This is a genomic window from Clostridium sp. AF19-22AC, assembly GCF_003479085.1.
In the GTDB taxonomy this organism is placed as follows: Bacteria; Bacillota; Clostridia; order Lachnospirales; family Lachnospiraceae; genus Faecalicatena_A; species Faecalicatena_A orotica.
Map to the genome: position 1 here is coordinate 1 of NZ_QUGN01000021.1, position 24,482 is coordinate 24,482.

Annotated in this window: 25 protein-coding genes; all 25 read right to left on the reverse strand. The window is 47.6% G+C overall.

What is annotated here, in order from left to right; genetic code table 11:
* Positions 1–181 precede the first annotated feature (181 nt).
* On the reverse strand, positions 182–1,474 hold the full coding sequence (locus tag DWX43_RS19910; protein ID WP_109732465.1) for a UDP-N-acetylglucosamine 1-carboxyvinyltransferase: 1,293 nt from the start codon (positions 1,472–1,474) through the stop codon (positions 182–184).
* A 206-nt stretch (positions 1,475–1,680) separates the two neighbouring features.
* Positions 1,681–2,190 carry a shikimate kinase gene (locus tag DWX43_RS19915; RefSeq protein ID WP_109732466.1) on the reverse strand — a complete coding sequence of 170 codons (510 nt, stop codon included), beginning with the start codon at positions 2,188–2,190 and terminating at the stop codon, positions 1,681–1,683.
* A 70-nt stretch (positions 2,191–2,260) separates the two neighbouring features.
* On the reverse strand, positions 2,261–2,806 hold the full coding sequence (locus DWX43_RS19920) for a hypothetical protein (protein WP_109732467.1): 546 nt from the start codon (positions 2,804–2,806) through the stop codon (positions 2,261–2,263).
* Between the two features lie 218 nt (positions 2,807–3,024).
* On the reverse strand, positions 3,025–3,696 hold the full coding sequence (locus tag DWX43_RS19925) for a V-type ATP synthase subunit D (RefSeq protein ID WP_109732468.1): 672 nt from the start codon (positions 3,694–3,696) through the stop codon (positions 3,025–3,027).
* Positions 3,697–3,720: 24 nt separating this feature from the next.
* Entirely contained in the window at positions 3,721–5,097 is a 1,377-nt protein-coding gene (locus DWX43_RS19930) for a V-type ATP synthase subunit B (RefSeq protein ID WP_109732469.1), read from the reverse strand.
* Complete coding sequence (locus tag DWX43_RS19935; protein WP_109732470.1) at positions 5,098–6,864, reverse strand: V-type ATP synthase subunit A; 1,767 nt, start codon at positions 6,862–6,864, stop codon at positions 5,098–5,100.
* 40 nt (positions 6,865–6,904) lie between these two features.
* Positions 6,905–7,225 (reverse strand): V-type ATP synthase subunit F, encoded by a 321-nt coding sequence (locus DWX43_RS19940; protein ID WP_109732471.1) that lies wholly within the window; start codon positions 7,223–7,225, stop codon positions 6,905–6,907.
* Positions 7,218–8,189, reverse strand: a complete 972-nt coding sequence (locus DWX43_RS19945; RefSeq protein WP_109732472.1) for a V-type ATPase subunit — start codon at positions 8,187–8,189, stop codon at positions 7,218–7,220. Before DWX43_RS19945 ends, DWX43_RS19940 begins: the two co-directional genes overlap by 8 nt.
* Before the next feature lie 121 nt (positions 8,190–8,310).
* Entirely contained in the window at positions 8,311–8,901 is a 591-nt protein-coding gene (locus tag DWX43_RS19950; protein ID WP_118621584.1) for a V-type ATP synthase subunit E, read from the reverse strand.
* A gap of 86 nt (positions 8,902–8,987) precedes the next feature.
* Entirely contained in the window at positions 8,988–9,464 is a 477-nt protein-coding gene (locus DWX43_RS19955; protein WP_109732474.1) for a V-type ATP synthase subunit K, read from the reverse strand.
* The gene (locus DWX43_RS19960) at positions 9,461–11,479 is read right to left on the reverse strand and encodes a V-type ATP synthase subunit I (RefSeq protein ID WP_118621585.1); all 2,019 of its coding nucleotides are present in this window, start codon (positions 11,477–11,479) and stop codon (positions 9,461–9,463) included. The genes DWX43_RS19955 and DWX43_RS19960 overlap by 4 nt, the downstream gene beginning before the upstream one ends.
* 86 nt (positions 11,480–11,565) lie before the next feature.
* Positions 11,566–11,874, reverse strand: a complete 309-nt coding sequence (locus DWX43_RS19965) for an ATPase (RefSeq protein WP_118621586.1) — start codon at positions 11,872–11,874, stop codon at positions 11,566–11,568.
* Positions 11,875–12,177: 303 nt separating this feature from the next.
* Entirely contained in the window at positions 12,178–13,053 is an 876-nt protein-coding gene (locus tag DWX43_RS19970; RefSeq protein WP_118621587.1) for a sugar phosphate isomerase/epimerase, read from the reverse strand.
* Positions 13,054–13,090: 37 nt separating this feature from the next.
* Positions 13,091–14,569, reverse strand: coding sequence for an L-arabinose isomerase (gene araA, locus DWX43_RS19975; RefSeq protein ID WP_118621588.1), 1,479 nt, complete (start codon positions 14,567–14,569; stop codon positions 13,091–13,093).
* A gap of 12 nt (positions 14,570–14,581) precedes the next feature.
* Positions 14,582–15,550, reverse strand: a complete 969-nt coding sequence (locus DWX43_RS19980) for a transketolase C-terminal domain-containing protein (RefSeq protein WP_118621589.1) — start codon at positions 15,548–15,550, stop codon at positions 14,582–14,584.
* A gap of 13 nt (positions 15,551–15,563) precedes the next feature.
* The gene (locus tag DWX43_RS19985) at positions 15,564–16,394 is read right to left on the reverse strand and encodes a transketolase (protein WP_118621590.1); all 831 of its coding nucleotides are present in this window, start codon (positions 16,392–16,394) and stop codon (positions 15,564–15,566) included.
* Between the two features lie 19 nt (positions 16,395–16,413).
* The gene (locus DWX43_RS19990) at positions 16,414–17,187 is read right to left on the reverse strand and encodes an aldolase/citrate lyase family protein (RefSeq protein ID WP_109732481.1); all 774 of its coding nucleotides are present in this window, start codon (positions 17,185–17,187) and stop codon (positions 16,414–16,416) included.
* 4 nt (positions 17,188–17,191) lie between these two features.
* On the reverse strand, positions 17,192–18,175 hold the full coding sequence (locus tag DWX43_RS19995; RefSeq protein WP_118621591.1) for a C-terminal binding protein: 984 nt from the start codon (positions 18,173–18,175) through the stop codon (positions 17,192–17,194).
* 43 nt (positions 18,176–18,218) lie between these two features.
* Positions 18,219–19,502, reverse strand: coding sequence for a TRAP transporter large permease (locus DWX43_RS20000; RefSeq protein ID WP_109732483.1), 1,284 nt, complete (start codon positions 19,500–19,502; stop codon positions 18,219–18,221).
* Entirely contained in the window at positions 19,495–19,992 is a 498-nt protein-coding gene (locus tag DWX43_RS20005) for a TRAP transporter small permease (protein WP_118621592.1), read from the reverse strand. Before DWX43_RS20005 ends, DWX43_RS20000 begins: the two co-directional genes overlap by 8 nt.
* Before the next feature lie 26 nt (positions 19,993–20,018).
* Complete coding sequence (locus tag DWX43_RS20010; protein ID WP_118621593.1) at positions 20,019–21,026, reverse strand: TRAP transporter substrate-binding protein; 1,008 nt, start codon at positions 21,024–21,026, stop codon at positions 20,019–20,021.
* Positions 21,027–21,554: 528 nt separating this feature from the next.
* On the reverse strand, positions 21,555–22,274 hold the full coding sequence (locus tag DWX43_RS20015) for a GntR family transcriptional regulator (protein WP_109732491.1): 720 nt from the start codon (positions 22,272–22,274) through the stop codon (positions 21,555–21,557).
* Between the two features lie 14 nt (positions 22,275–22,288).
* Complete coding sequence (locus DWX43_RS20020; protein ID WP_109732492.1) at positions 22,289–22,780, reverse strand: tRNA (cytidine(34)-2'-O)-methyltransferase; 492 nt, start codon at positions 22,778–22,780, stop codon at positions 22,289–22,291.
* A gap of 6 nt (positions 22,781–22,786) precedes the next feature.
* The gene (locus tag DWX43_RS20025) at positions 22,787–23,956 is read right to left on the reverse strand and encodes an aminotransferase class I/II-fold pyridoxal phosphate-dependent enzyme (RefSeq protein ID WP_118621594.1); all 1,170 of its coding nucleotides are present in this window, start codon (positions 23,954–23,956) and stop codon (positions 22,787–22,789) included.
* A complete protein-coding gene (locus DWX43_RS20030; protein ID WP_347559312.1) occupies positions 23,956–24,438 on the reverse strand; it encodes an Lrp/AsnC family transcriptional regulator in 483 nt (160 codons plus the stop codon). The genes DWX43_RS20025 and DWX43_RS20030 overlap by 1 nt, the downstream gene beginning before the upstream one ends.
* Positions 24,439–24,482 lie beyond the last annotated feature (44 nt).

The window sequence follows — 24,482 nt, forward strand, 5'->3', positions numbered from 1 at the left end:
AACTCCACAATGGCAAACAGGGCTTTGCCCTAACAAAAAAACGGGAAAATACATAGCCTCATGGCCTGTATCTTCCCGCCTGTTCTTATTAGTTCGCACAGCTGTCCTGCCTTGGCACCGGAAAAAATGTGCCTTTCCAGATATATGGAGCAGGCGCCCTTCTGACACTTCCAGATTCTCTTCAGCCGACTTTCAGCTTAAACTTCTGAATCTCCTTCTCGCTGGATACTTTCTCAATCATTCCGCCTATGCCGCGGAGTTTTTCTTCAAACCGCTCATATCCCCTCTGGATATATACGATATCGTCAATAATTGTAATTCCATCTGTAGCCAGCCCTGCAATACACAGTGCTGCACCCGCCCGAAGGTCCGGGGCGCTTACCCGTGCTCCTGAAAACGCTTCCACACCCTCGATCGTTGCGGAATTGCCTTCCACCTTAATCACGGCACCCATTCTTGCCAGCTCGTCTAAGTATTTAAAACGGTTCTCAAAAATACTCTCCGTAATCGTACTTGTTCCCGTTGCCAGTGCAAGTGTTACGCCGATCTGCGGCTGCATGTCTGTCGGATATCCGGGATATGGAAGTGTCTTGACCTGCGTCGAACGCAGCCTGCCTTTGGCTACCACGCGGACTGCATCATCAAATTCTTCTACCTCGCACCCGATATCTACAAGCTTGGAAATAGTCGCATCCAAATGCTTCGGAATTACATTCAAAACGGTTACGTCACCTTTTGTAGCTGCTGCTGCAAACATAAATGTTCCTGCCTCAATCTGATCCGGAATGATTGAATATTCAGACTTGTGGAGAGACTTTACTCCGCGGATCTTAATCACATCTGTTCCGGCTCCCCTGATATTGGCACCCATACTGTTCAAAAAGTTCGCCACGTCAACGACATGAGGTTCCTTTGCAACGTTCTCCATGATTGTAATACCGTCTGCCATAGCAGCTGCCATCATTACATTGATCGTAGCACCGACAGTGACAACGTCAAAATAAAGGTGTGTTCCCCTGAGAACTTCCGCATCTGCTACAATCTTACCGTGTTCAATGTCTACATCAGCACCGAGGGCACGGAACCCCTTCAGATGCTGGTCGATAGGGCGGCTCCCTATGTTGCATCCGCCCGGGAGTGCAACCTCCGCCCTTCTGTACTTGCCAAGCAGCGCTCCCAGTAAATAGTAGGACGCCCTTATCTTCTTAATGTAATCATATTCGATATTAAAGTCACCGATCGTGCTTCCGTTAATCTTGACTGTATGCCTGTCAATTCTCTGTACCATAGCACCGATACCGGCAATTGCTTCTAACATAACATTGATATCATTTACATCCGGCAGATTGTCAATCAGGACGGTCTCATCCGTCATAATCGCCGCGGCCAGAATTGCAAGTGCTGCATTCTTGGCCCCGCCTATCTCTACTTCCCCTACAAGCGGACTGCCGCCTTTAATAATATATTGCTCCATAAACGCACCTCGATTATCCGATATTGTTATCGTGATCCCTTATCATTATTCCCCTGTTACCTTCAAGTCTGATTTTTGATATGCGAAGTTATTATACCATAAAATGAACATTTGTAAAATCATTTTTTCCTCCAGTACCCGCAAAGCCCCTATTTGGTTACTGTTCAGACCGTGCCGTGCACGCCAGAAAGGTGTAAACAGTAACCTTATTTTCCAAGACTTTCCACCGCATTCAGCACGTTCTCAATCGTCTGTTCAATCCGGTACCCATCCTCACAGACAGTAATATCCGCATACTGTTCAAACAGCTTTGTCCTTTCATGGTACAGGTCTTTAAAAGTCTGCCCTTCTCTTAAGACGACTCCTCTTTTCCTGGGACTCCGAATCCTTCTTTTTATTGTTTGATAGGAAGCCTTTAAATATACGACTGTTCCAATTTCTTTAAAATGCTGCATCGCCTCATGGCAGTAAACGACACTGCCTCCGGGTGAAATCACCGCATTTTTTACATTCACATCCCGGTTGACCTGATTTTCAATTTTCAGGAATCCGTCCTCGCCAACATCAGCAATAATCTCCCGCAGGAGCCGGCCTTCTTGTTCCTGGATCAGAAGATCCGTGTCAATAAAATGCATGCCCAGCCTCTTTGCAACAACAACACCGATGGTACTCTTGCCGACAGCAGGCATGCCTATAAAAATAAGATTACTTCTCATAAGTATTTCCACCTTGTTTTTATCCTGTTTTAATTATATATACTGCGACATTATATCACATTTTTTTCAATTAGTAAAATTTACGCTGACACCGGCGGTTATCGCATCTTCGTTTGTACAGTTCCTGATACAGCATGACATCAATCAGATCACGCAGCCAGTTACGGTTTCCGCCACCCTGGCCCGGCCTGTTCTGCGGCGGTCTGCCCGGTCTTGGCGGACGTTCCTCCTGCTCTGGCCTGCCCGGCCTTGGCGGACGTCCCCCTTGCTCCGGCCTTGATGGGCGTCCGGGGAAACGTATTGCCTGATCCTCTACTTCGTTTTCCGGAAAAACATCCTCATATCCATCCCCGTAGAAGGCCTTCTCATGCTTCCTCACATTATCATAAATCCGGTTTCCCATCATTCTCAGCTGCAGTTTATCCGGGTATTCATCATACATCATACTGCACTGATACTCCATCCTGTCACACTCATCCTCCACATATGGAAGAACTTTTTTAGCCACCCCCGGGTAGAGGCTCTTCATATATTCATAGTCTCTGCGCTCAATCTTCTCATCATCATAAGCAAGCGGCATAGGATATGCCATGTAATACGGCAGTTTAGGGTTCATAATACACACTTCCATTTCAAGACATTATATGGTTAGTATATGCGAAAACCAAAAAACCGTTAATTGGGGACGTAATCTTTTTAAGGTTTACTACGTCCCCAATTAGCTTTTGTGGTGTACCTTTTTGGCTTTTGTGGTGTACCCAATCGGCTTTTCCCCACCAAAAAAACATCCGCCATGATTTCTCATAACGGATGTTTTTACAATTGTTCACTTTCTTAGGTCATGCATTCTTGTTTTTCTTTGTAGTGGTGTGCCTCTTCGAGCATCATATCTTTCACCTTCATGAGACGGATCTGGGTACTTCTTTCGTTCTCATCGAGTTTCATCGTGATGTACTTGATGTTCTTTTCTGCCTCTGGAATGATTACATGTTCCAGGGCGTTTACACGTCTTCTTGTCTTTTCTATCTCTGCTGCCATCAGCTGGCAGGCCTTTTCGCATTCAGCAAGCCTGATCATATCCGGCAGGATGTCTGCCAGTGATTTTACAGCGCCGTCGAGGTCGCTGGACGTGAATGCGAATCCATAGGAGTAGATGTCGTTTTCATCTGCTGTCCTTGTTTTATAATCAAAGGTCGGTATATTAACGCTCATGACATTCTGTTCGCCGCAGGCTAAGTTGATCTCCTGCTTCGGTGCCATGAGGGCAGTATTCAGTGCCGCCTCTGACATGCCGGCTTTGGCAATGACAAAGTTCTTGTTGGCGGAAAGTATTCCTTTTTCCACCCGTAAACGCACTTCCATGTTTTCCCTTACCAGGTCCAGGTACTGGCGCATCAGCTCGTCTCGTTTATCTTTCAACAGCTTATGGCCCCTGATGGCTGTCATCCGCTTCTTCTTCAGGCGGGTCAGTTCCATTCGGGTCGGGTTCACTTGTGTGGATGCCAAATATACTCACCTCTCCTTCTGCAGTTATTCCTTTGCATCGTAATACTGATCCAGGAATTTATCATCGATACGCTTGAGCTCTGTTCTCGGCAGCATGGAGAGTAGTTTCCATCCGATATCTAATGTTTCTTCAATTCCACGGTCTGTATTATATCCCTGGGATACATACTCCGCTTCGAATGCATCAGCAAATTTAGCATAGATCAGGTCAATATCTGTCAGTGCCGCTTCACCTAAGATTACCATCAGTTCCTTCGCGTCTTTACCACGCGCATACGCGGCAAAAAGCTGGTTCATCGTGTTGGAGTGGTCTGCACGTGTCTTGCCTTCACCGATACCTTTATCCTTCAGACGGGACAAGGACGGCAGTACGTCGATCGGAGGTGCAATACCTTTCCGGTAAAGATCACGGCTTAAGATGATCTGCCCTTCTGTAATATATCCTGTCAGGTCAGGAATCGGATGAGTCTTATCATCCTCAGGCATTGTCAGGATCGGTATCATGGTGATACTTCCTGTCTTGCCGTTCTGGCGTCCGGCTCTCTCATAAAGAGAAGCAAGGTCCGTATACATATATCCTGGATAGCCACGGCGTCCCGGTACTTCCTTACGCGCGGCGGATACCTCACGCAGGGCGTCTGCATAGTTCGTGATGTCTGTCAGAATAACAAGGACATGCATGTTCTTTTCGAATGCAAGATATTCCGCTGCCGTCAGCGCCATACGTGGTGTCGCAATACGCTCGATCGCAGGGTCATTCGCCAGATTGACAAACAGGACCGTTCTGTCGATTGCGCCTGTTTCTTTAAAACTTTCAATGAAGAAGTTTGATTCCTCAAATGTGATACCCATTGCAGCAAATACAACGGCGAAGTTCTCATCGGTTCCGCGGACCTTCGCCTGTCTTGCAATCTGTGCCGCAAGCTGGGCATGTGGAAGACCTGAAGCCGAGAAAATAGGCAGTTTCTGTCCACGTACAAGCGTATTCAGACCATCGATAGCGGATACACCTGTCTGGATAAACTCCTCAGGGTAGCTTCTTGCCGCAGGATTCATAGGCAGGCCGTTGATATCCATACGGGCATCCGGAAGAATCTCCGGGCCTTCATCAATCGGACGTCCCAGACCGTCGAATACACGTCCAAGCATATCTTCCGATACACCGAGCTCCATGCTCCGTCCAAGGAAACGTACCTTACTATTTGACAGGTTGATACCTGTTGCACTTTCAAACAACTGTACCAGAGCGTCGCTTCCGTTGATCTCCAGTACTTTGCACCGGCGGGTCTCGCCGCTTGCAAGTTCTATTTCTCCCAATTCATCATAGGAGACATTCTCTACGCCGCGCACCAACATCAGAGGGCCGGCTACTTCCTGTATAGTTCTATACTCTTTTGGCATTTAGAAGTCCTCCTTCCCTAATGAATTGGCAATCTCTACATGCAGTTCTTTCTTAACTTCCTCGTATACCTTATCCAGATCATCCTCCAGTGTATACTTGAAACGTCCGATCTGCTCGCGGACCGGCATGTTAATCAGCTTCTGGAGCGGTGCGCCTTCTGCGAGCGCCGCCACTGCCTTCTCATAGAATGCCATTACCAGTTTCATCATCATATGCTGCTTCTTCAGTGAGGTATAGGTATCCACCTCATGGAAGGAGTTCTGGTGCAGGAAGTCCTCACGGATAGAGCGTGCAGCTTCCATTTTCAAACGGTCGGTCGGAGACAGGGCGTCCATACCAACCATCTTAACGATTTCTTCCAATTCTGCCTCTTCCTGCAGAAGTGACATCATCTTCTGGCGGTTTTCCATCCAGTCAGGGGCAACCTGCGCGTTGAACCATTTTTCCATATCATCCAGATACAGAGAATAGCTGTTCAGCCAGTTGATTGCCGGGAAATGTCTCTTATATGCAAGTGCGGAATCCAGTCCCCAGAACACCTTTACGATACGAAGTGTCGCCTGGGATACCGGCTCAGAAATATCACCACCCGGAGGAGACACGGCTCCGATCGCTGAAAGCGCGCCCTCTCTTCCGTCTTTTCCAAGACAGATGACATGGCCGGCCCTCTCATAGAACTGTGCAAGGCGGCTTCCCAGATAAGCAGGGTAACCTTCCTCACCGGGCATCTCTTCCAGACGTCCAGACATCTCACGGAGCGCCTCTGCCCAGCGTGATGTTGAATCGGCCATCAGGGCCACGGAGAATCCCATGTCACGGAAATACTCCGCAATGGTAATTCCTGTATAAATAGATGCTTCACGGGCTGCAACAGGCATGTCAGAGGTATTGGCAATCAAAACCGTCCTCTCCATCAGTGACTGTCCTGTCTTCGGGTCCTTCAGTTCCGGGAACTCGTTCAGAACGTCCGTCATCTCGTTTCCACGCTCACCGCATCCGATATAAACAACGATATCTGCCTCCGCCCATTTTGCAAGCTGGTGCTGGATTACTGTCTTACCACTTCCGAAAGGTCCCGGAACTGCTGCCACACCGCCTTTTGCGATTGGGAAGAACGTATCAATAACACGCTGCCCGGTTACAAGCGGCATCTCCGGCGGCAGTTTCTTTGTATACGGACGGCCCTTACGAACCGGCCATTTCTGCATCAGGGTAAGTTCCTTATCCCCTTCAGTAGTCTCCACTACCGCGACTGTCTCTTCAACCGTAAACTCTCCTGATTTAATCTCTTTAATCGTTCCTTTGATACCATAAGGCACCATGATCTTCTGCTGTACAACGATCGTTTCCTGAACCGTACCGATAACGTCTCCGGCCTCTACTTCGTCCCCGACTGCTTTTACCGGAACAAATTCCCACTTCAGGTCCCTTTTCAGAGACGGGACCTCAACTCCACGTTTCAGATTGTTGCCGGAAATCTTCATGATATCATCCAGCGGTCTCTGGATACCGTCGTAGATACTTGAAATCAGGCCAGGCCCCAATTCTACAGACATAGGAACGTTCATTGACTCAACCGGTTCTCCCGGTCCAAGTCCTGATGTCTCCTCATATACCTGTATAGAAGCCTCGTCGCCATGTATCTCTATGATTTCGCCAATCAGTCTTTGATTACTTACACGAACTACGTCAAACATGTTCGCGTCGCGCATTCCCTCTGCAATAACGAGAGGTCCTGCAACTTTTTTAATTATGCCAGTACTCATTTCGACGAATTTACCTCCTTCTTGTGCTGCTTAAGTTTGATCATTCCTGTGAAAACAGGATATCTGATCCGACCGCCTGTTCCACGGTCTTTTTCACGCCTTCCACTCCCGCCCCGGTATTGCCGGATACTCCGGGTATCTGGATAATCGCCGGCAGAGTGCGTTCTTTATACATTTCTATTACATCGGTCAGCTGTGCAGCAATTGCTTCCGTAATATAGATAACCCCATACTTTCCTTCAGCAAGCTGTTTCAACTTATCCTTCGCTTCCTCACGGCTCTGGACAGGGCAGATGCTTAAACCCAGTGTCGCAAAACCATATATGCTGTCATAATCGCCAAGCACTGCTATTTTATACATACATCTCCCTTATCCTTTCCCGGATCGCTTCATCCGGAAAATCATTCTGTTTTCCGGTCAGGATAATCCGAACTGTCTTTATTTCATTTTCTCTGGCAAGCACATATGCTACCAGAGGACCTACAGAAAACGAGTTGTATTTCTGCGGCCTGATCGTTTCCATCATGCGGTTATCACACCAGCGTTCGAATGCGGACGGAGAATCCTCCAGTGCCTGTGCACCTTCTGCATAGGTCGTGCCGAGCAGGTATTCACGGATTGCATCCATTCCCCCTGCCGCCGCTTTTGCAAGCTGGTCCACGTTAATGCTCTGGCAGGGTGCCATAGCACGCTTCATGAAATCCAGTGACTTTGCAGTCTTCTGGGAGCGTACCGCAATCTTGATATCAGCAATTGCCACTGTAGACTCGGCATAATTCCTGATGATCTCGTCCTCTGCCTTCTGCCCTGCCTCATAAATGGATTCCAGGGCCGCCCGGTCCACGATCACATCGCAGAGCTGCCCGTCCCTTGTATGAAGCAGTGTCTCATAAGCTTCCTGTGCCGTCTCGCCCATTCTCCCGGGCAAACGGCTAAATTCCTTATTCTGCACGATCTGCAGCATCTCTTTTCCCGGAATGGCACAGTCATCATAGAAAATATTCTTATTCTCCATCTCCGTACACACTTCCTTGATTGCTGCTTTCAGATTGTGGTAAAGTTTCGGATAAGAAAGCACATCAAACACGGACAAGTCGGGAGCGACATCGTCAATGACTTCCCATGTCTTCTCCTCTTCCCTGGTGAGCATGGCAGAAGCGTCCATAGACCCTGTCCCGTCTCCCCAGCCCTTCTCGCTTAAAAACTGAAGACACTGCTCTTCATCCTGGCAGGCCATCAGCCTCTCGATATCGGTACTGGAAATCAAAGAGGTCTCCAAAGCACGTATACGCGCAACCGCGTAAGTATATTCTAAATCATTCAAAATATAAACCTCCTTGCTTTGACAACTTAGGTTCGGTCCTATCGAACCTTATGTTGTAAAGTACATCCTGTCGGCTTAGGTTCGGTTCTTTCGAACCTTAGCGACACGGATCTTTCCTTCCTCAAAATAATAATCCATGCACCTTATCGGATAACTCATCTCGTTTGGCATCAAACAATGCCTTTATCGTACAGTTTTCTTCAATCCCGCCATAAACCAGGATAAAACCGCCTTCCATCTCCTTTGACTCCTTCGCAAGGCTCAAAGCACCGCCTTTTTTCGCTGCAGCGCCCTGAATCTCAGCCTCGAATCCTGCCGGCATACGGCCTAAGTCACGGGCTGAAAAATAAATCACGCCGGACTCTCCCAGTACAAACTCATCCAGCATCCTGCGGATCATATCAAAATATGCCTCTGCATCCAGAGCCAGAATTCTGTTATATGCCTTGTTCAGCACATTCGCAATGACATCCTGCTTTGCCCGCAGGAGCATCTGTTTGCGCTGCATCTCACAGGAAGACGCAACTCTCTGTGCATAATTAACGGCATCTTTTTCCGCCTTATCGGAGATTTTCTCAACCTGCGCTGCCGCCTCTGCTCTGGCAGCATCTAATATCTCTTCTGCCTTTGCCTTAGCCTGCGCAATATTCACTTCCGCTGAGTGGGCCGCCTCATCCAGGATCTGACTTTTCATATTGTCTAATCCACTCATTTATAAGCTCTCCCTTTCATTCTTTATACTACGTGGCCACAGATACCTCCGGCCATCGTTATCCTGCTGCCTGATCTGTCCCGTAATTAAACCGGAATAGCTGAAACTGCGAGGAATGAGATAAGAAGTGCCAGAATCGCATAGGTCTCAACCATTGCAGGGAAAAGCATTGCTTTACCGAACTGGTCCGGCTTCTTAGCGATGATTCCGATTGCTGCTGCAGAAGTCTTGCCCTGTGACTTTCCGGAGATCAGGCCGACAATACCGATTGGAAGGCATGCTGCCAGAATCATAAGACCTGTCTGTACAGAAATATCCACAACTCCTCCTCCGAGAAGGCCGATCTTGGACAGTGTAACGAATCCGATGATCAATCCATAAAGACCCTGAGTACCCGGAAGCAACTGCATAATCAATACTTTAGCAAACTTACTTGGGTCCTCTGACATAACACCTGATGCAGCCTGACCTGCAATACCAACTCCGAGTGCTGAACCTGCTCCTGCAAGCAATACCGCAACCGCTGCGCCGAGAAGCGCATAAACAATACCTAACTGACTCATAAATTTGTTTCCTCCTTAATATCTGCATATTTTGTATTTTCTTTAAACGGGTTGAATGCGCGTCCGCCGCCTTCGTAGAACTTTCCAAAGAACTCTACAAACTGCAGACGGTTTGTGTGCACATATGCACCCAAAAGATTAATCGCTATATTGAACGTATGGCCTACTATGAAGGCAAATATGAATACAATCACACCAAATACGCTCTTACCGGCCATACTCCCCATCTGGTTGACAACAGAAGCGATAACGCCTGTCGCCAGTCCCAGGGCGAGAAGTCTTGAATATGAAAGTACATCGCTGAGCCATCCGCTGACGTTATACAGATCGTACGCTCCAAGCGCGAGCCGAAGCCCGATATTCTTCTTTGCCCTTCCTGACATCAGAAGGATGCCGGCGGCACCTGCTATTGCCAGTACTTTACCAAGTGTAACAGCCACCGGCGGGAATGTGATGGACATCTGTGCGATAGACGCAAACAGTTCACTCGGGACAAGCATGATCAGAAGTCCGATCAGAAGCATGAACCAAAGGACTACGTCACAGAAGAAATCCATGTACCTTTTGTCCCTTATGCACATGTAACCTTTGATGCCCAGTCCTACAAACAGATGGATCACACCAAACAGCATGGAATATATCAGCAGTCTCATAGGCTCATCCAGCGGAACAAACCATACGGCCGGGATTCCGACCTCGTGTCCGAAGAATGTCCTTGACACTACATTAATCACATCTCCAAAATATCCCCCGAACATGACTCCCCAGAACAGAGTGGAAAGGCCGCACCAGAAGAATAACTGAATCGATGTCTTCATGCCCTTTCCCATTCTTGGGAACTTCAATATCAGGACTCCGCATGCGATAGCAACAATTGCTCCGTATGCCGCATCTGAAAGCATTAAACCAAACAGAAAAACGTAGAAAAATGACATGATCGCTGTCGGGTCCATTTCTCCTTTTCCAGGGAGCCCGAACGCCTCGAGGATTCCCTCGGCGCTGGATGAGAACTTATTATTCTTCAGAAGTACAGGTGCTTCCTCATCTTCCTTAAGTTCTTCCACATCCACAACACAGTCATATTTGTCTGCCAGAGCCTTCTGTACCTTTGGAACCGCTTTTGCAGGTACATATCCGCTGATCAGGAAAGTACGCTCCGACTGCGGCAGCTGCCCCAGTACTTCATACTTATCTGCACGGACACGGAAATAATCTGCCAGCAGTTTCAGTCCCTCACGGTTCGCCGCAAGGTCAGATACTTCTTTCTCGATTTCAGCGATTCTTCCCTTAATTTCAGAAATCTCCGCTTCCATCTCCTCTTTTGCCTTTGCCGGAATCTCGCCAATCATCTGGGACGGCTTTGCAAAACCTATGCTGCGCAGCGCCTCTTCAAGCTGCTGTGCATCATTCCTTAAGCAGAATACCGTCAGATAGGTGGTATCCTGTTCCGCCGAGATGATATGGAAATCTGCCTCAAGTTCCGGAGCCTGTGCCGCCAGCATGGCGTATACATTCTCCAGCGTCAGCATGCCGGGCATGGTTCCCGGAATCATAACGATGTGCTCTGTCCCCGGAAAATTCATGGGTACATCCAGTTTCAGCCAGGGCATCAGACTTTCAATGCTGTTCTCAATCTTCAGGATGTTGGCATGCTGTTCTGCCTTTTCCTTGTCCAGCGCCTGAATTCTCTTTGCCTTCTTCAAAAGCTCGTCCTTATCCTCGATAATGGACTGGTACTTTTTCTGATCGACAAGGTCTTTCCCCGCCAGCGATGACAGCATAGACTGCTTCACCGGTGCATACTGCTGCAGGATGTCCAGTGCCTGGTCAGCCGATGCGGCTGCCTTGTCAAAACTCATCCTGGCATTCCCTGTATCCATCCGGCGGAAGTGTTCGTCTTCCTCGAGCACATGGTTGATCTCCATAACGCCCATACTCTGTAGTTTCTCAAGAATGGCCTTTCGGTCTTTCTTCAATGCGCAGATACTCATTCGTTGCATCTGCAATACTGCCATAATACTATCCCTCCTTTATCCCGCTTTTCTCCTGCCGGCCGCTCAACACGCCATCCTTAAGCAAAGATGCCGGTACCGGCTCAGGTCTAAACCAGTTGTGATATCACGAGACTTACTGCCTCATCTTCCCTGGATGCTGCAGTTTCTTTTAATGTCCTGATCTCTTTCTCAACATCAGACATTGCTTTCTCTTGAGCTTGTGCACCTTGTTCTTTCGCATTCTCCATTATGGCATCTGCTTTCTTACGAACCTCCAGAATCTGTCCGGCTTTCAGATCTTCAGCCTGCTTGGACGCCTCTTCCAGTATTCCTTTACACTGTACTTCGGCATCTTTTACAATTGCCTCGGCCTTAGCCTCTGTCTCTCTAATCACCTGAATGGTTTCTTCTACCATATATTAGTCACCGCCTTTCTACGTACACAATTTTAGGATATCATACATCTTGTTGATAGTCTACAATGAAATATTGACTTTTTCTTTAGAAATTGTGCATAATTTTTGTATGGTCTGCCTAAAAATTTATGATATCTATTTATAATGCATCTGTTTCCGGTTTTATTATACCCAATTTTTGTAATTACATAATGCCCCGTGTCATCCACAGGGCATTTTATACTCCGTTTATAACTGCTCAGAACCATGAACAGTTACCTCCATTTACTTATTGCAGAACACTTTCCACTCAGGTCATGATAATTAACCCAGTTTTTCCCTAAGCATGGCAGCCGCATTTTTTACAAGCTGTTCCATTTCCTCCGGGGATGCATCCTGGCTGATGTCCCTCCACACTTTGATGTCACGGCCCACTTCACCACCCATTTTAATAAAAGGCTCCATGACTACCGCTCCCTGATAATGAATCTCTTTCAGTGCACCGGTGATCTCATCCCACGGCATTCTGCCGTTTCTTGCCGGAGGCCTGCGGTTGGACTCTCCCACATGGAAATGGCCGAGCCTGCCGCCGACAAGCCTGATTGCGTCTGCGAAACTGTCTTCTTCTATATTCATGTGGTAGGTGTCAAGCAGGATCTTGCAGTTGGGACTATCCACCATGTCCACATATGCCATTGCCTCTTTCGCCGTATTTACCAGTGAAGACTCGTAGCGGTTTACGACTTCCACTGCAAATGTAATTCCAAGCGCCTCGGCCGCCTTCATGATCTCTTTTACAGAGTTCACACTGCGTTGGATTACAGCGCTTTTATCAACAACACCCGTAGTAAAAGGCTGGTTCCATGCCCCGATATCTACACCGGAATACATGTTGGCACCCATTTCACTCATAATTTTAAATGTATCCAGGGTAAACTTAATCCCTCTGTTCCTGACATTTTCATCTTCACTTGCCAGGTCCTGGTCTGCCCCAAGTCCCACCGAAAATGTGAGTGTGATGCCGTTTTCCTTTGCCGTTTCTGCGATCGCATCCCGTTCCTTCTTCGTCAGTGCAAGCAGAGGCGCGGGTGCAACTTCCAGTATATCCAGCCCGATCCGCTTAATCTGCCCGATCTGCCTGATAAAGTCAGTGTTCCAGTCTGTATTAAAGTATCCGAAGTGAATTCCTATTTTATTCATTGTATTTCGCCTCTCTTAAAATTTCAGATATCATTGATTATCTTCTCAGTTCTTTTTTCAGGTCACGGATCGTCGTATGTTCATCTATATAGATCGTTTCAATCCCCATTGCCTCCCCCCAGCCGCCAAGCTGGTCAGCCGTGAGATCGTATGTCATGACTGTATGATGTGCCCCTCCGGTCATGAGCCATGCCTCCAGCCCGGTCTCAAAATCCGGTTTCGGAGTCCAGAACGCGGTTGCTACCGGGAGGTTAGGCATAGGTTTTTCTGTTTTTTTGCAGGTAACATCATTAATGACCAGCCTGAAATTATCTCCCATATCAATCAGTGAGGCTGCAATGGCGTCTCCTTCTTTTGCGGTAAACACCAGCCTCGCCGGATCTTCCCGTGCACCGAGCACGAGTGGGTTTACCCGGATACTGACCGGGCCATCCGCGATGGAGGGACAAATTTCCAGCATATGTGTCTCCAGAATCCCCTGTCTGCCCGGGACAAGATTATATGTATAGTCCTCCATGAAGGATGTTCCTTTTGCATCTGCCATCCCCGCCGTCATCAGCTTGACGAGCCTAAGGAGCGCCGCAGTCTTCCAGTCCCCCTCAGCTGCAAATCCATAGCCTTTTGCCATCAGCCTCTGCATAGCCAGACCCGGCAGCTGTTTTAAGCTGCCTAAATCCCCAAAGTGGGTTACGACTGCCTGATAGTCCTTCTCCTTCATAAACCGTTCAATTCCAAGCTCTATCTGTGCCTGCACCTCCACATGGCGGCGGAATTCTGAAGGATCCCTTCTATCTAATATGATGCCATATGTTTCATAATACTCATCCGTGAGTGCATTCACATCGGACTGGGATACCGCGCTTACAGCTTCGGCAGCCTCGTTGACCGGATAAGTATCTACTTCCCACCCGAACCGTATCTGCGCATCCACCTTGTCGCCTTCTGTATCTGCCACATTTCTCATGTTATCCGAAAGCCTGAGTACTCTGAGATGGCTGCTCTCGATAATCCCCGCTGCCGTGCGCATCCAGCCGCCTATCTTTTTCTGTACAGATTCCGCACTCCAGTGTCCTGCCACGATCTTATGTTCCAGCCCCATCCTTGCAAGCATGTAGGCAAATTCCCTGTCGCCGTGGGCGGACTGGTTGATATTGATAAAATCCATGTCCAGCGTATCATAAGGGATTTCCTCATTAAACTGCGTGTGCAGATGTAAAAGCGGTTTTCTCAATTCTTTCAGTCCTAAAATCCATGATTTCGCCGGTGAAAACATATGCATCCACGCGATAATGCCTGCACACTCTTCATCCTCATTCGCCTCGTGAAAAGTCTTCCTGATTGTCGGATTCGATATCAGTGTCGGTTTCAGGACAATCTCAAACGGTACCAGTCCGGAACGGTTCAATTCGTCTACAATGATCCTGCTGTGTTCCGTAACGACCTGTATCTCGGCATCCCCATACAGGTCAACGGAACCGGGGCAGAACCAGAATTTATAATTTCGCTGTAATTCCATCTTTTCGCCTTTCTATTTCTTTTTTATTGCTTCTTTCACCCGCTCTGCAATCTTCTCAGGTGTAAAGCCAAATCGTTCTCTTAAGTATGCCTCGGAACCGACCTCACCAAACTCGTCTCTCGTACCGATACGTTCTACAACCGTCGGACAGTGCTCCCCTAAATACTCTGCAACCGCCGAACCAAGCCCGCCGTACACAGAATGATTTTCTGCTGTTACGATAGCGCCGGTCTCTTTTGCACATTTCAATACTAATTCTTCATCGAGCGGCTTCACGGTAAACATATCCACAACTGTAGCATCAATACCTTCTGCCGCCAGAAGCTCTGCCGCCTGAAGCGCAATCGTCACCAGCCGTCCGCAGGCAATAATGGAAGCATCTTTTCCTTCCCTGAGTACAATGCCCTTTCCAATCTCAAATTCCGCGTCTTCATCATAGACAGCTATATTATCCGCAAGCGGTGTTCTGTAATAAGAGATTCCTTTCATATTGATGGTCCTGCCCAGAAGCTTGTTAAACTGTACACCGTCAGCGATATCAAAAATCCGGCAGTCCGGAACCGTCCGCATCATCGCGATATCTTCAAATGCCATATGTGTCCCGCCCCAGTATGTCTGCTTATATCCCGGTTCACTGCCGATGATATTGAGCGTTTTTTTCGCATAGGCGCCGGATAAAAATATCTGGTCGAACCCCCTGCGCGTCACAAAGGAAGCAAAACTGTGGATGACCGGTTTCAGTCCCATCACAGACATTGCAGCCGCTGTGCCGATCATGTTTCCTTCGGCAATTCCGCACCTGAGTACCCGGTCCGGATATTTGGCAGCCAGATCCCAGAGTCCCGCACCGAATGCAAACATAAGGTCAGCATCAAGGTACACAACATCCGGATCGTTTTCCAGCATATTTTCTAAGTTCTCAAGAAACTGTTCTGTAATTGCTTTTTTTTCATATTCACCGTTATAAATTGTTTTCGCCATTATATGTACCTCCTCACAGACTGGCCTTTACTTCTTCAAGTTCTGCCAGACACTTATCTGCCAGTTCCCTGTCGACAGGAATCATATGGTTGAACACCATTTCCTCTATGCACTTCACACCGCTGCCCTTCGTGCCGTCAAGTACGATCATGGCCGGCTTGTCCCCCTGGTTCTCCCTGACATTTGAAAAGGCGTCCTGGATCGCTTCCGGGTCATTCCCTTTTACTGTCAGTGCATACCATCCGAAAGAACGGAATTTATCTTCTATGTCAAGAAGGGACATGCATTCATCCGTGGTCCCGTCTATCTGTTTCTTATTCCAGTCCACGATGCCGACCAGATTGTTAAGCTTATACTGGTGTGCATACATAGCGGCCTCCCAGATCTGGCCCTCCTGTATCTCACCGTCTCCCATGAGGCAGTATATCCGGTTGGGCAGTTTCTTCAGTTTCGCTCCCTGGGCCAGTCCGTTTGCAAGGGAGAGTCCCTGTCCAAGGGAACCCGTGGATGCATCAATACCCGGTGTGCGAAGCCTGTCACAGTGGCTGGGAAGTCTCGTACCACCCTCGCAGAGTGTATCCAGCCAGTCTATCGGGAAATATCCCTTCAAAGCTAATGCCGCAAATACCGCGGGGCCCGCATGGCCCTTCGATACAACAAGCATATCGCGGTCTTTCTTCCCGGGATCCTTTGGATCAATTTTCATCTCCCCGTTATATAGCACAGCCAGTACATCAGCGATGGAAAGACAGCCGCCTATGTGCCCAAACCCTCTTTTTTCGAGGCATTTTACTGTTGCAATCCTGACTTCATTTGCAAATGCTTTCAGTTCTTTTCCTGTCATATCCTTACCTCCCGCCCTGCTATACATGGATCTCTTTTACCATTGCATTAATGGCGTCAATATAGTAGTTAATATCCTGTCCGACCGTTACACTGTCAAATCCCTGTGAAAGCCTGGTATTGGCAACCTCTGCATTCGCGCAGTATATAATAGTAAACTTGCCGGCTGCCTTCACTGCTTTCACGATTCTCTCCATTGCAGCCTGAAATTCAGGCTTGTCGAACTGTGTCGGAATTCCCATTGCCACAGACAGGTCATATGGCCCGACAAAGATTCCGTCCACCCCGTCAACTTTGGCGATCTCCTCGATATTCTCCAGACATCCCATCGTCTCGCACTGCGGAACAAGCAGGGTTTCCCTGTTGCAGACAGCGAAATAATCGTTGATGTCACCCGCCGCATGTTCCAGATATCCATATCCTGCACCTCTTGCAAAGGCTACGCCGCGCTGTCCGAGCGGATAATATTTTGCATATTCAACGAGCTTCTGAATCTCTTCGATTGAATGTACCTGTGGGATAATCAGCCCGCCTGCACCGATATCCAGCATCTTCAATACGGAATTCCGGTTTGAGTCTTTCACTCTTACGAGTGCGGTCGTGTCATGAAGTTCAGCCGCCCTTAACATAGACATGACACTTTCCACATCAAACGGGCCGTGCTCCGTATCGATCAGCATATAATCCAAATCCGTCAGGGCAAGCGCCTCTGCCACATTTGCATTTCCTGCCTCAAAAAAAGTACCGACTGTTTTCTCACCGTTCATAATTTTTTCTCTTAATAAATTTTTCATCTTTCTACGCTCCTATTCCTAATGCTTTTTTGTTTACTATGTTTTCCGGGTTCCTGCCGTTCAAAATATCGACCGCTGTTTGTGCGAGGACTGCCATCATCTGTTCCTCTGCCTCAACCGAGTTATAGGCGGCGTGCGGGGAGCAGATGATTTTTCCCGTCTCGAAGAGAGGGTGCCCCGGCTCACTGACTGGCTCATTTTCCACAACATCCAGCGCTGCTGCGCGGACTTTACCAGACTTTACCGCCTCCATCAGGTCATCCACTGCGATAATCGGACCTCGTGAGGTGTTGACGATCATAACACCGTCTTTCATCTTTGCAATCGTCTCTTTATTAATGAGGTGATAAGTACTGTCAAACAAAGGTGTGTGAATCGTAATGACGTCCGAAACCTCCAGAAGTTCATCCAGATCTGCCTTTTCAGCACCGTAATCGGTTATCACAGATTCGTCGAGGTACGGGTCATAGACCACCATGTGGAATCCAAATCCCTTTGCAAAGTCCGCCGTGCGTCTGGCGATATTGCCGAACCCTACGAAGCCAAGTGTCTGGCATGCCAGACGGTGGGGTTTGAATCCTGCGTTTGCAAGCCATTTCCCTTCTTTCACCAGATCATTAAAAAATACAATCTGCCGCTCCATTGCCAGTATCATCGCAATGGTATGTGTAGCGACCTCGTCCAGACAATGCGTCGGGCTGTTGCATACCTTAATGCCGCGCTCCGTTGCCGCATCCACATCAATAACATCGTATCCGATGCCATACCTGAGAATTACCTTACAGTTCGTCAGCGCATCCATGATCCTCGGCGTAATCTTCCGGTATATGACCAGAAGTGCATCCGCATCCCTGCACTTTTCAATAATCTCATCCTCTGTCTGGCAATCTTCCAGAACAAATTCAATTCCATTTTCTTCAAAAATCTTTTGCTGAATGCTGAAGTCCAGACCATCAGCTGAATTCTTATCTACTACAATTGCTTTCATTGCTTAAGCCTCCATTTTTCAAGTTTTTTTGTTTAATTTCCTGCTAACGCATAAACAGTTTTGGCAGGAACAGGGATATTGCCGGCAGGTATGTAATCAAAAGCAGGTCGATAATCATGACCACAATAAACGGGACAATCCCCTTAATCACTTCTGAGAGCTGGGCCCCTCCGACACGGCTGGCGACAAACAGGTTGATGCCGAGCGGTGGTGTGATAAATCCAATCGCAAGGTTTACGACCATAACGATTCCGAAATGAATCGGGTCTACACCGACTGCTGTAACGATCGGCAGGAAAATCGGTGCCAGTATCATGATTGCACACAGCGTTTCCATGAAGCATCCGACAAAAATCAGGACAACATTGATCAGAATCAGGATCACAATCTTATTGGCATTCAGTCCGGTAATCGCATTTGCCACGAGTGTAGGGATCTTCGCGACTGCCAGTACCTTTGTAAATACGGCCGCACAGCCGATAACCAGCATGATCGTGGAAGTTGTTACCACGGCTGACTTGATAACCTTGACCGCTTCCTTCAGTGTCAGCTCCTTATAGACAAATACCCCAACGATGAACCCGTATGCCGCTGCAACTGCTGCCGCTTCTGTAGGTGTAAAAATACCACCGTAGATACCTCCCAGAATAATAACCGGGCAGATGAGCGCCCATTTCGCATCCCAGAGTACTTTTCCGGCCCTTTTCCACGAAAACGGCTCCTTGTCCCCCTGATATCCTCTCTTTTTGCAGTAGAAATAAGAGTATGCAATCAGAGTCAGGCCGATCAGGATTCCCGGTACGAACCCGGCCATGAACAGTTCCGAAATCGACTGGTTTGTGGATACACTGTAGATAACCATCGGGATACTCGGTGGAATAATAACACCAATACTTCCGGCCGCCGCAATTACTGCCAGCGTGAACTTCTTGTCATAACCTGCCGCGAGCATCGACGGGATTACCATACCGCCCACAGCGGCAACCGTTGCAGGTCCCGAACCGGAGATTGCTGCAAAAAACATACATACTACAACGGTCACAATCGCAAGCCCGCCTGTAAATCTGCCGAAGAAGACCCTTGCACTGTCCATCAGACGTCTGGAGATGCCCCCGCCGCCCATCATTTCGCCCGCAAGTACGAAAAACGGGATCGCCATTGTCGTAAAGGAGTCGGAACTGGTCACCAGATTCTGTACAATATATCCTGTCGTCAGGTCGCCGGAATACAGGATGGCTGCAAGAGAAGCCAGACCAAGTGCAATGGCTACGGGTACGTTCAGAATCAGAAGTATAATCATGACACCAAAGAGTACGAGACTAATCATTCATTTCCACCCCCTTCTTATAATTCTGTACACGCAGGATGATTGTCTGTATGCAGCGTATTGAGGATAAAATATATCCTACAGCGGGCGCCAGATAGATGAAATACATCGGGATGGACATCGCCGGGGATACCTGTCCGGACCTGATTACCTTTCCCAGCAGCATCCAGCCCGTCACTACCACGAACACACACCATCCCAGAGAGATGATATCACCGATGATTACAATAACCGGCCTGATTTTCTTGGGAAACAATGACAGCGCCGCCTCTATTTTTACGTGTTTCCTCATTTTGATACCGTAAGAGATGGATATGAAAGTCATCCACACAAAAACATACCTTGCCAGCTCCTCAGACCAGGAGAGCGAGCTTTTAAACAAATAGCGCATGATTACCTGCACGACGATTGCGATTGTTGCCACACTCATAAGTACTGCAGAAATAATATCCTCTGCATGCTCATCTAAAAATTTCCAAAACTTGGACATGTCCTTACTCCTTCCTTTTCCCTTAACTACTCCGTTGTCTCCTCCAGGATTCTCCTGAACAGCTCGGGATGCTCTACTTTTGTTTCCACCAGACTGTAAATATCCGAAACAGCATCCCGAAACTGCTGTTTTTCCTCATCGGTCAGTGATATGAGGGTAACCCCTTTGTCCTGCATCTCCTGCACTGCGTCCTTGTCGTACTCTGCCGTTTTTTCACGCTGCACCGAAACACCATAGGCGCCTGCTTCCTCGATGATTTCTTTTTCCTCGTCAGTCAGCTTGTCGTAGCTGTCTTTACTCATCAGAAGCAGATAAGGGGTATATACATGGTTTGTCTCGATAATGTATTTCTGTACCTCATAGAAACGGTTATCCCTGTCTGTTACAAATGGATTGTCCTGTCCGTCCACCGTCTTCTGCTGAAGCGCGGTAAACAGTTCCGAGAATGCCATCGGCGTCGGGCTAGCTCCGAGGGCCTTCCATGTTTCAATATGTACCTCGCTTTCCATGACTCTGACTTTCAGGCCTTTCAGGTCAGATGGTGAATGGACCTCCTTCGCTGCAGTTGAGAGCTGACGGAATCCGTTTTCAGGAAATCCCAGTACCTTAAATCCGATATCTTCCATCCCTGCCGCAATCTCCTGCCCGATCTCACCATCCAGAATTTCCTGGGCCTGTGCGGAATCTTTAAACAGAAACGGGGCATCAAACACATTCAGGTCCGGGTAAAACGCAGCAACGGGTGTTGTGGAAACAATACACATATCGATATTTCCATACTGTACGGTCTCTGCAACTTCCCGGTCACCGCCCAGCTGCCCGTCCCCGTACACATCAATCTCCATCTTTCCGTCTGACAGTTCCTTAATCCGCTCCTGCATAGCCTCCGCCATATCAACCTGTGACTGGTTCGTATTGATAGAAAGCTTCAAACGCCTGACACCGTCCTTGTTTCTGCCGCACCCTGCCGTCATAACAATCGAAAACAGGAATACAAATACTAACATGAGATTTACAAATTTTCTTCGCTTCACCTTTTACCTCCCACTTTCTTCTTATACTCATTACTTCAAATCCATTATGGCTTCCTTTATGGCCCTGACTTATAACAACCCAGCCCGAGCATTGGAACTTTCGTTTTATTCCGCATTGTCTTATATTCCATAGCTGACCTCCTTTGTTTTTTATTAGTTTCTCCCTTTCTTCTTTCACAATTATATAAATCTAACAGAAACTGTGTCAAAATAAGTGCTTTTATTTATATTTTTTGCTTTTTTTGTTTGTGTTGGAAAGCATTTACTTCAATTTATTGTTCATATTGCACTTTAATTTTTATTTTTTTCTTTCACAGTGTACATTTTCAACAAATACAGGTTCTTTTGTGGGGGATACTGCCGATTTGTAATAGAATTATATGTATAAAAATAAGGCCCCCTGCAATGGGAACCTGACCGGTATCCTCACTGTAAAGTGCCTTATCTTCCAATTATTATATTTTACCATAAATACTAAACTCGTTAAATACCTCGCCAAGTGCGAGCATTATACCTCGAAACATGTCTTTACTTTCTCAGCCGTGACATTGTCCCGTACATTCGCTGTATATCGTTGCGCATCTCATCCTCCGCCAGCAGCGGCAGGTGGTTTTTCAGCATATTAAATATGGACTTGTGGTGTTCCGAGCCACTCCCCATATCATGCTCCTGAAAACACTCCTCATAGGCCAGCTGGTTGAGCTGATTACGATAGCACGCCAACGGGCATTCTATAGACTTGTACATGCTGACCAGATAAGGATTACGGGATGCCTTGATAATAATCTCATGAAATTGTTTATCGGTTCTCGTGTACTCTCTCTGGTTCAGTGTCCTGTCAATTTCCTCGAATTTACTAATGAGTTCTTTTAGCTGCTGCAGTTCCGCAGGTTTGATCCGCTTGGCTGCCTGATATGCCGCTTTGGGCTCCAGAGTCATCCTTGCTTCATAAATCCACAGGCATTCCTCGTAAGAAATCGGCTTTACATGGACAGTTTTACCTACACCCCGGACGAAAATACCGTCATCAACCATATCGGAAAGCGCAACCTTGACAGGGGACCGGGAGACATTCAGTTCTTTTGCAATCTTGGACTCAATGATCTTGTGCTCCGGCAGGAGATGTCCCTCAATTACCTCCTGATACAGTTCCTGGTAAATCAGGCGGCTGAGAATCGCGAAGGGATTGTTCTCCATCTCCTGCTGCACATTCTTTTTAAAATCATCACTTAATACATATTCTGTCATTGCTTATCCTTCTTTTACCAGCTTAAATGGTGAAGATGCCCTTCCAGGTTCATCCCCGCAAACTGATTCTGTCTCAGCGCTTCATAAAGAATGATTGCCACAGAATTTCCCAGATTTAATGAGCGGATATCTCCGACCATCGGGATCCGGATGCATGTGTCCTTATGCTCCACCAGAATCTCTTCCGGGATCCCGGCGCTCTCTTTGCCAAACATAATAAAGCAGTCAGGCTCATACTGGACTTCTGTATAAACTTTGGAAGCCTTTGTCGTTGCCATGTAGATCTTTGCTCCCGGATTTTGTTCCATGAAGTCATTATAATCAATATAAGTCCTCACATCCAGATCGGACCAGTAGTCCATCCCTGCACGCTTTAAAGCCTTTTCATTCAACTTGAACCCGAGCGGTTCGATCAGATGGAGACGCGTATTCGACGCCACACAGGTCCTGCCTATGTTGCCTGTGTTTGCCGGAATTTCCGGCTCATGCAGTACGATATTGAGCATGGTCACTTACCTCTCATTCCTAAGACGCTGTATAAAGCTGCCCAGACGCCCCAGTGCTTCTTTTAAATCATCCAGTGAATACGCATAGGAAATACGCAGAAATCCTTCTCCACACTCACCAAATGCTGTCCCCGGCACGACAGCCACTTTTTCTTCGTTCAGAAGACGGGTTGCAAACTCTTCCGATGTCATGCTGAATTCCTGAATACTCGGGAATACATAGAATGCGCCAAACGGCTCAAAGCATTCCAGCCCCATGCGTGCAAATTCATGCATCAGGAAACGCCTCCTCTGATTGTAGGATTTCCGCATTTCTTCTACTTCTTCTTCACAGTTTCTCAGGCCTTCGATCGCCGCATACTGGCTGTTCGTCGGCGCGCACATGATCGCAAACTGATGGAGCTTGATCATCTGTTCAATGATTGCCTCTGGTCCGCAGCAGTAGCCGAGACGCCACCCCGTCATAGCAAAACCTTTAGAAAATCCGTTGATTACGATGGTTCTCTCACGCATCCCCGGAAGGCTTGCTATGGAAACATGCTGTGTGCTGTAAGTCAGTTCCGAATAAATTTCATCGGAAATCACGTACAGGTCATGTTCCTTTACAAATTCTGCTACCGGCTCCAAGTCTTCCTTTGTCATGATGGAACCTGTAGGGTTGTTCGGAAATGGCATGATCAGAACCTTTGTCTTCGGAGTTGTATATTTTTCCAGATCTTCTACCGTCAGCTTGAACTCGTTCTCATACTGAAGCGGAATCACTACCGGCACGCCGTCTGCCATGACTGTACACGGCAGGTACGATACATAGCTTGGCTGCGGGATCAGGACCTCATCCCCCGGATCGAGCATGCAGCGCAGGCCCACGTCAATGGCCTCACTTCCGCCGACTGTGACAAGTGTCTCATTCTTTGGATCATATTTGATATGTATTTTTCTTTCTAAATATTTACAGATTTCATTTCTTAATTCCTGCAGTCCGGCATTGGACGTATAGAAGGTGCGGCCTCTTTCCAGTGAGAAAATACCTTCCTCGCGTATGCGCCACGGAGTATCAAAATCCGGTTCTCCCACACCAAGGGAAATCGCGTCTTCCATCTCGTTTGCCACGTCAAAAAACTTCCGGATACCGGACGGCTCGATTTCTATTATTTTCTTTGATAATGGATTTCTCATCAGGGCGTCACCAGCATCCTTTCTGATTCTTTCTTCGGTACAAGAATCGTTCCGTGGTCTTTATATTTTTTCAGGATAAAATATGTCGCAGTGCTGATCACAGATTCGATCGGGGATAATTTTTCAGATACAAACCGGGAAACTTCCTTCAGAGTCTTTCCCTCCAGTGTTACGAGCAGGTCATATCCCCCTGAAATCAGGTAAACTGCGTGTACTTCCGGATAATTGTAGATTCTCTCTGCAATCCGGTCAAACCCCTGGTTGCGCTGCGGCGTCACACGCACTTCGATCAGCGCAGTCACCGTCTCTACTCCCGCTTTATCCCAGTCAATCAATGTATGATATCCGCAGATGATCTTTTCTTTCTCCATGTCTGCGATCTCGTTTGCTACCTTAACCTCATCCACTCCAAGCAGAACCGCAAGTTCGCCAAGGTTTACCCTGCTGTTTGTTTCCAGATATCTTAGAATTTCGTTCCTCAAGTTATCCATAACTATTACCTCCTAAAAAATGTCTGTTTTTATTT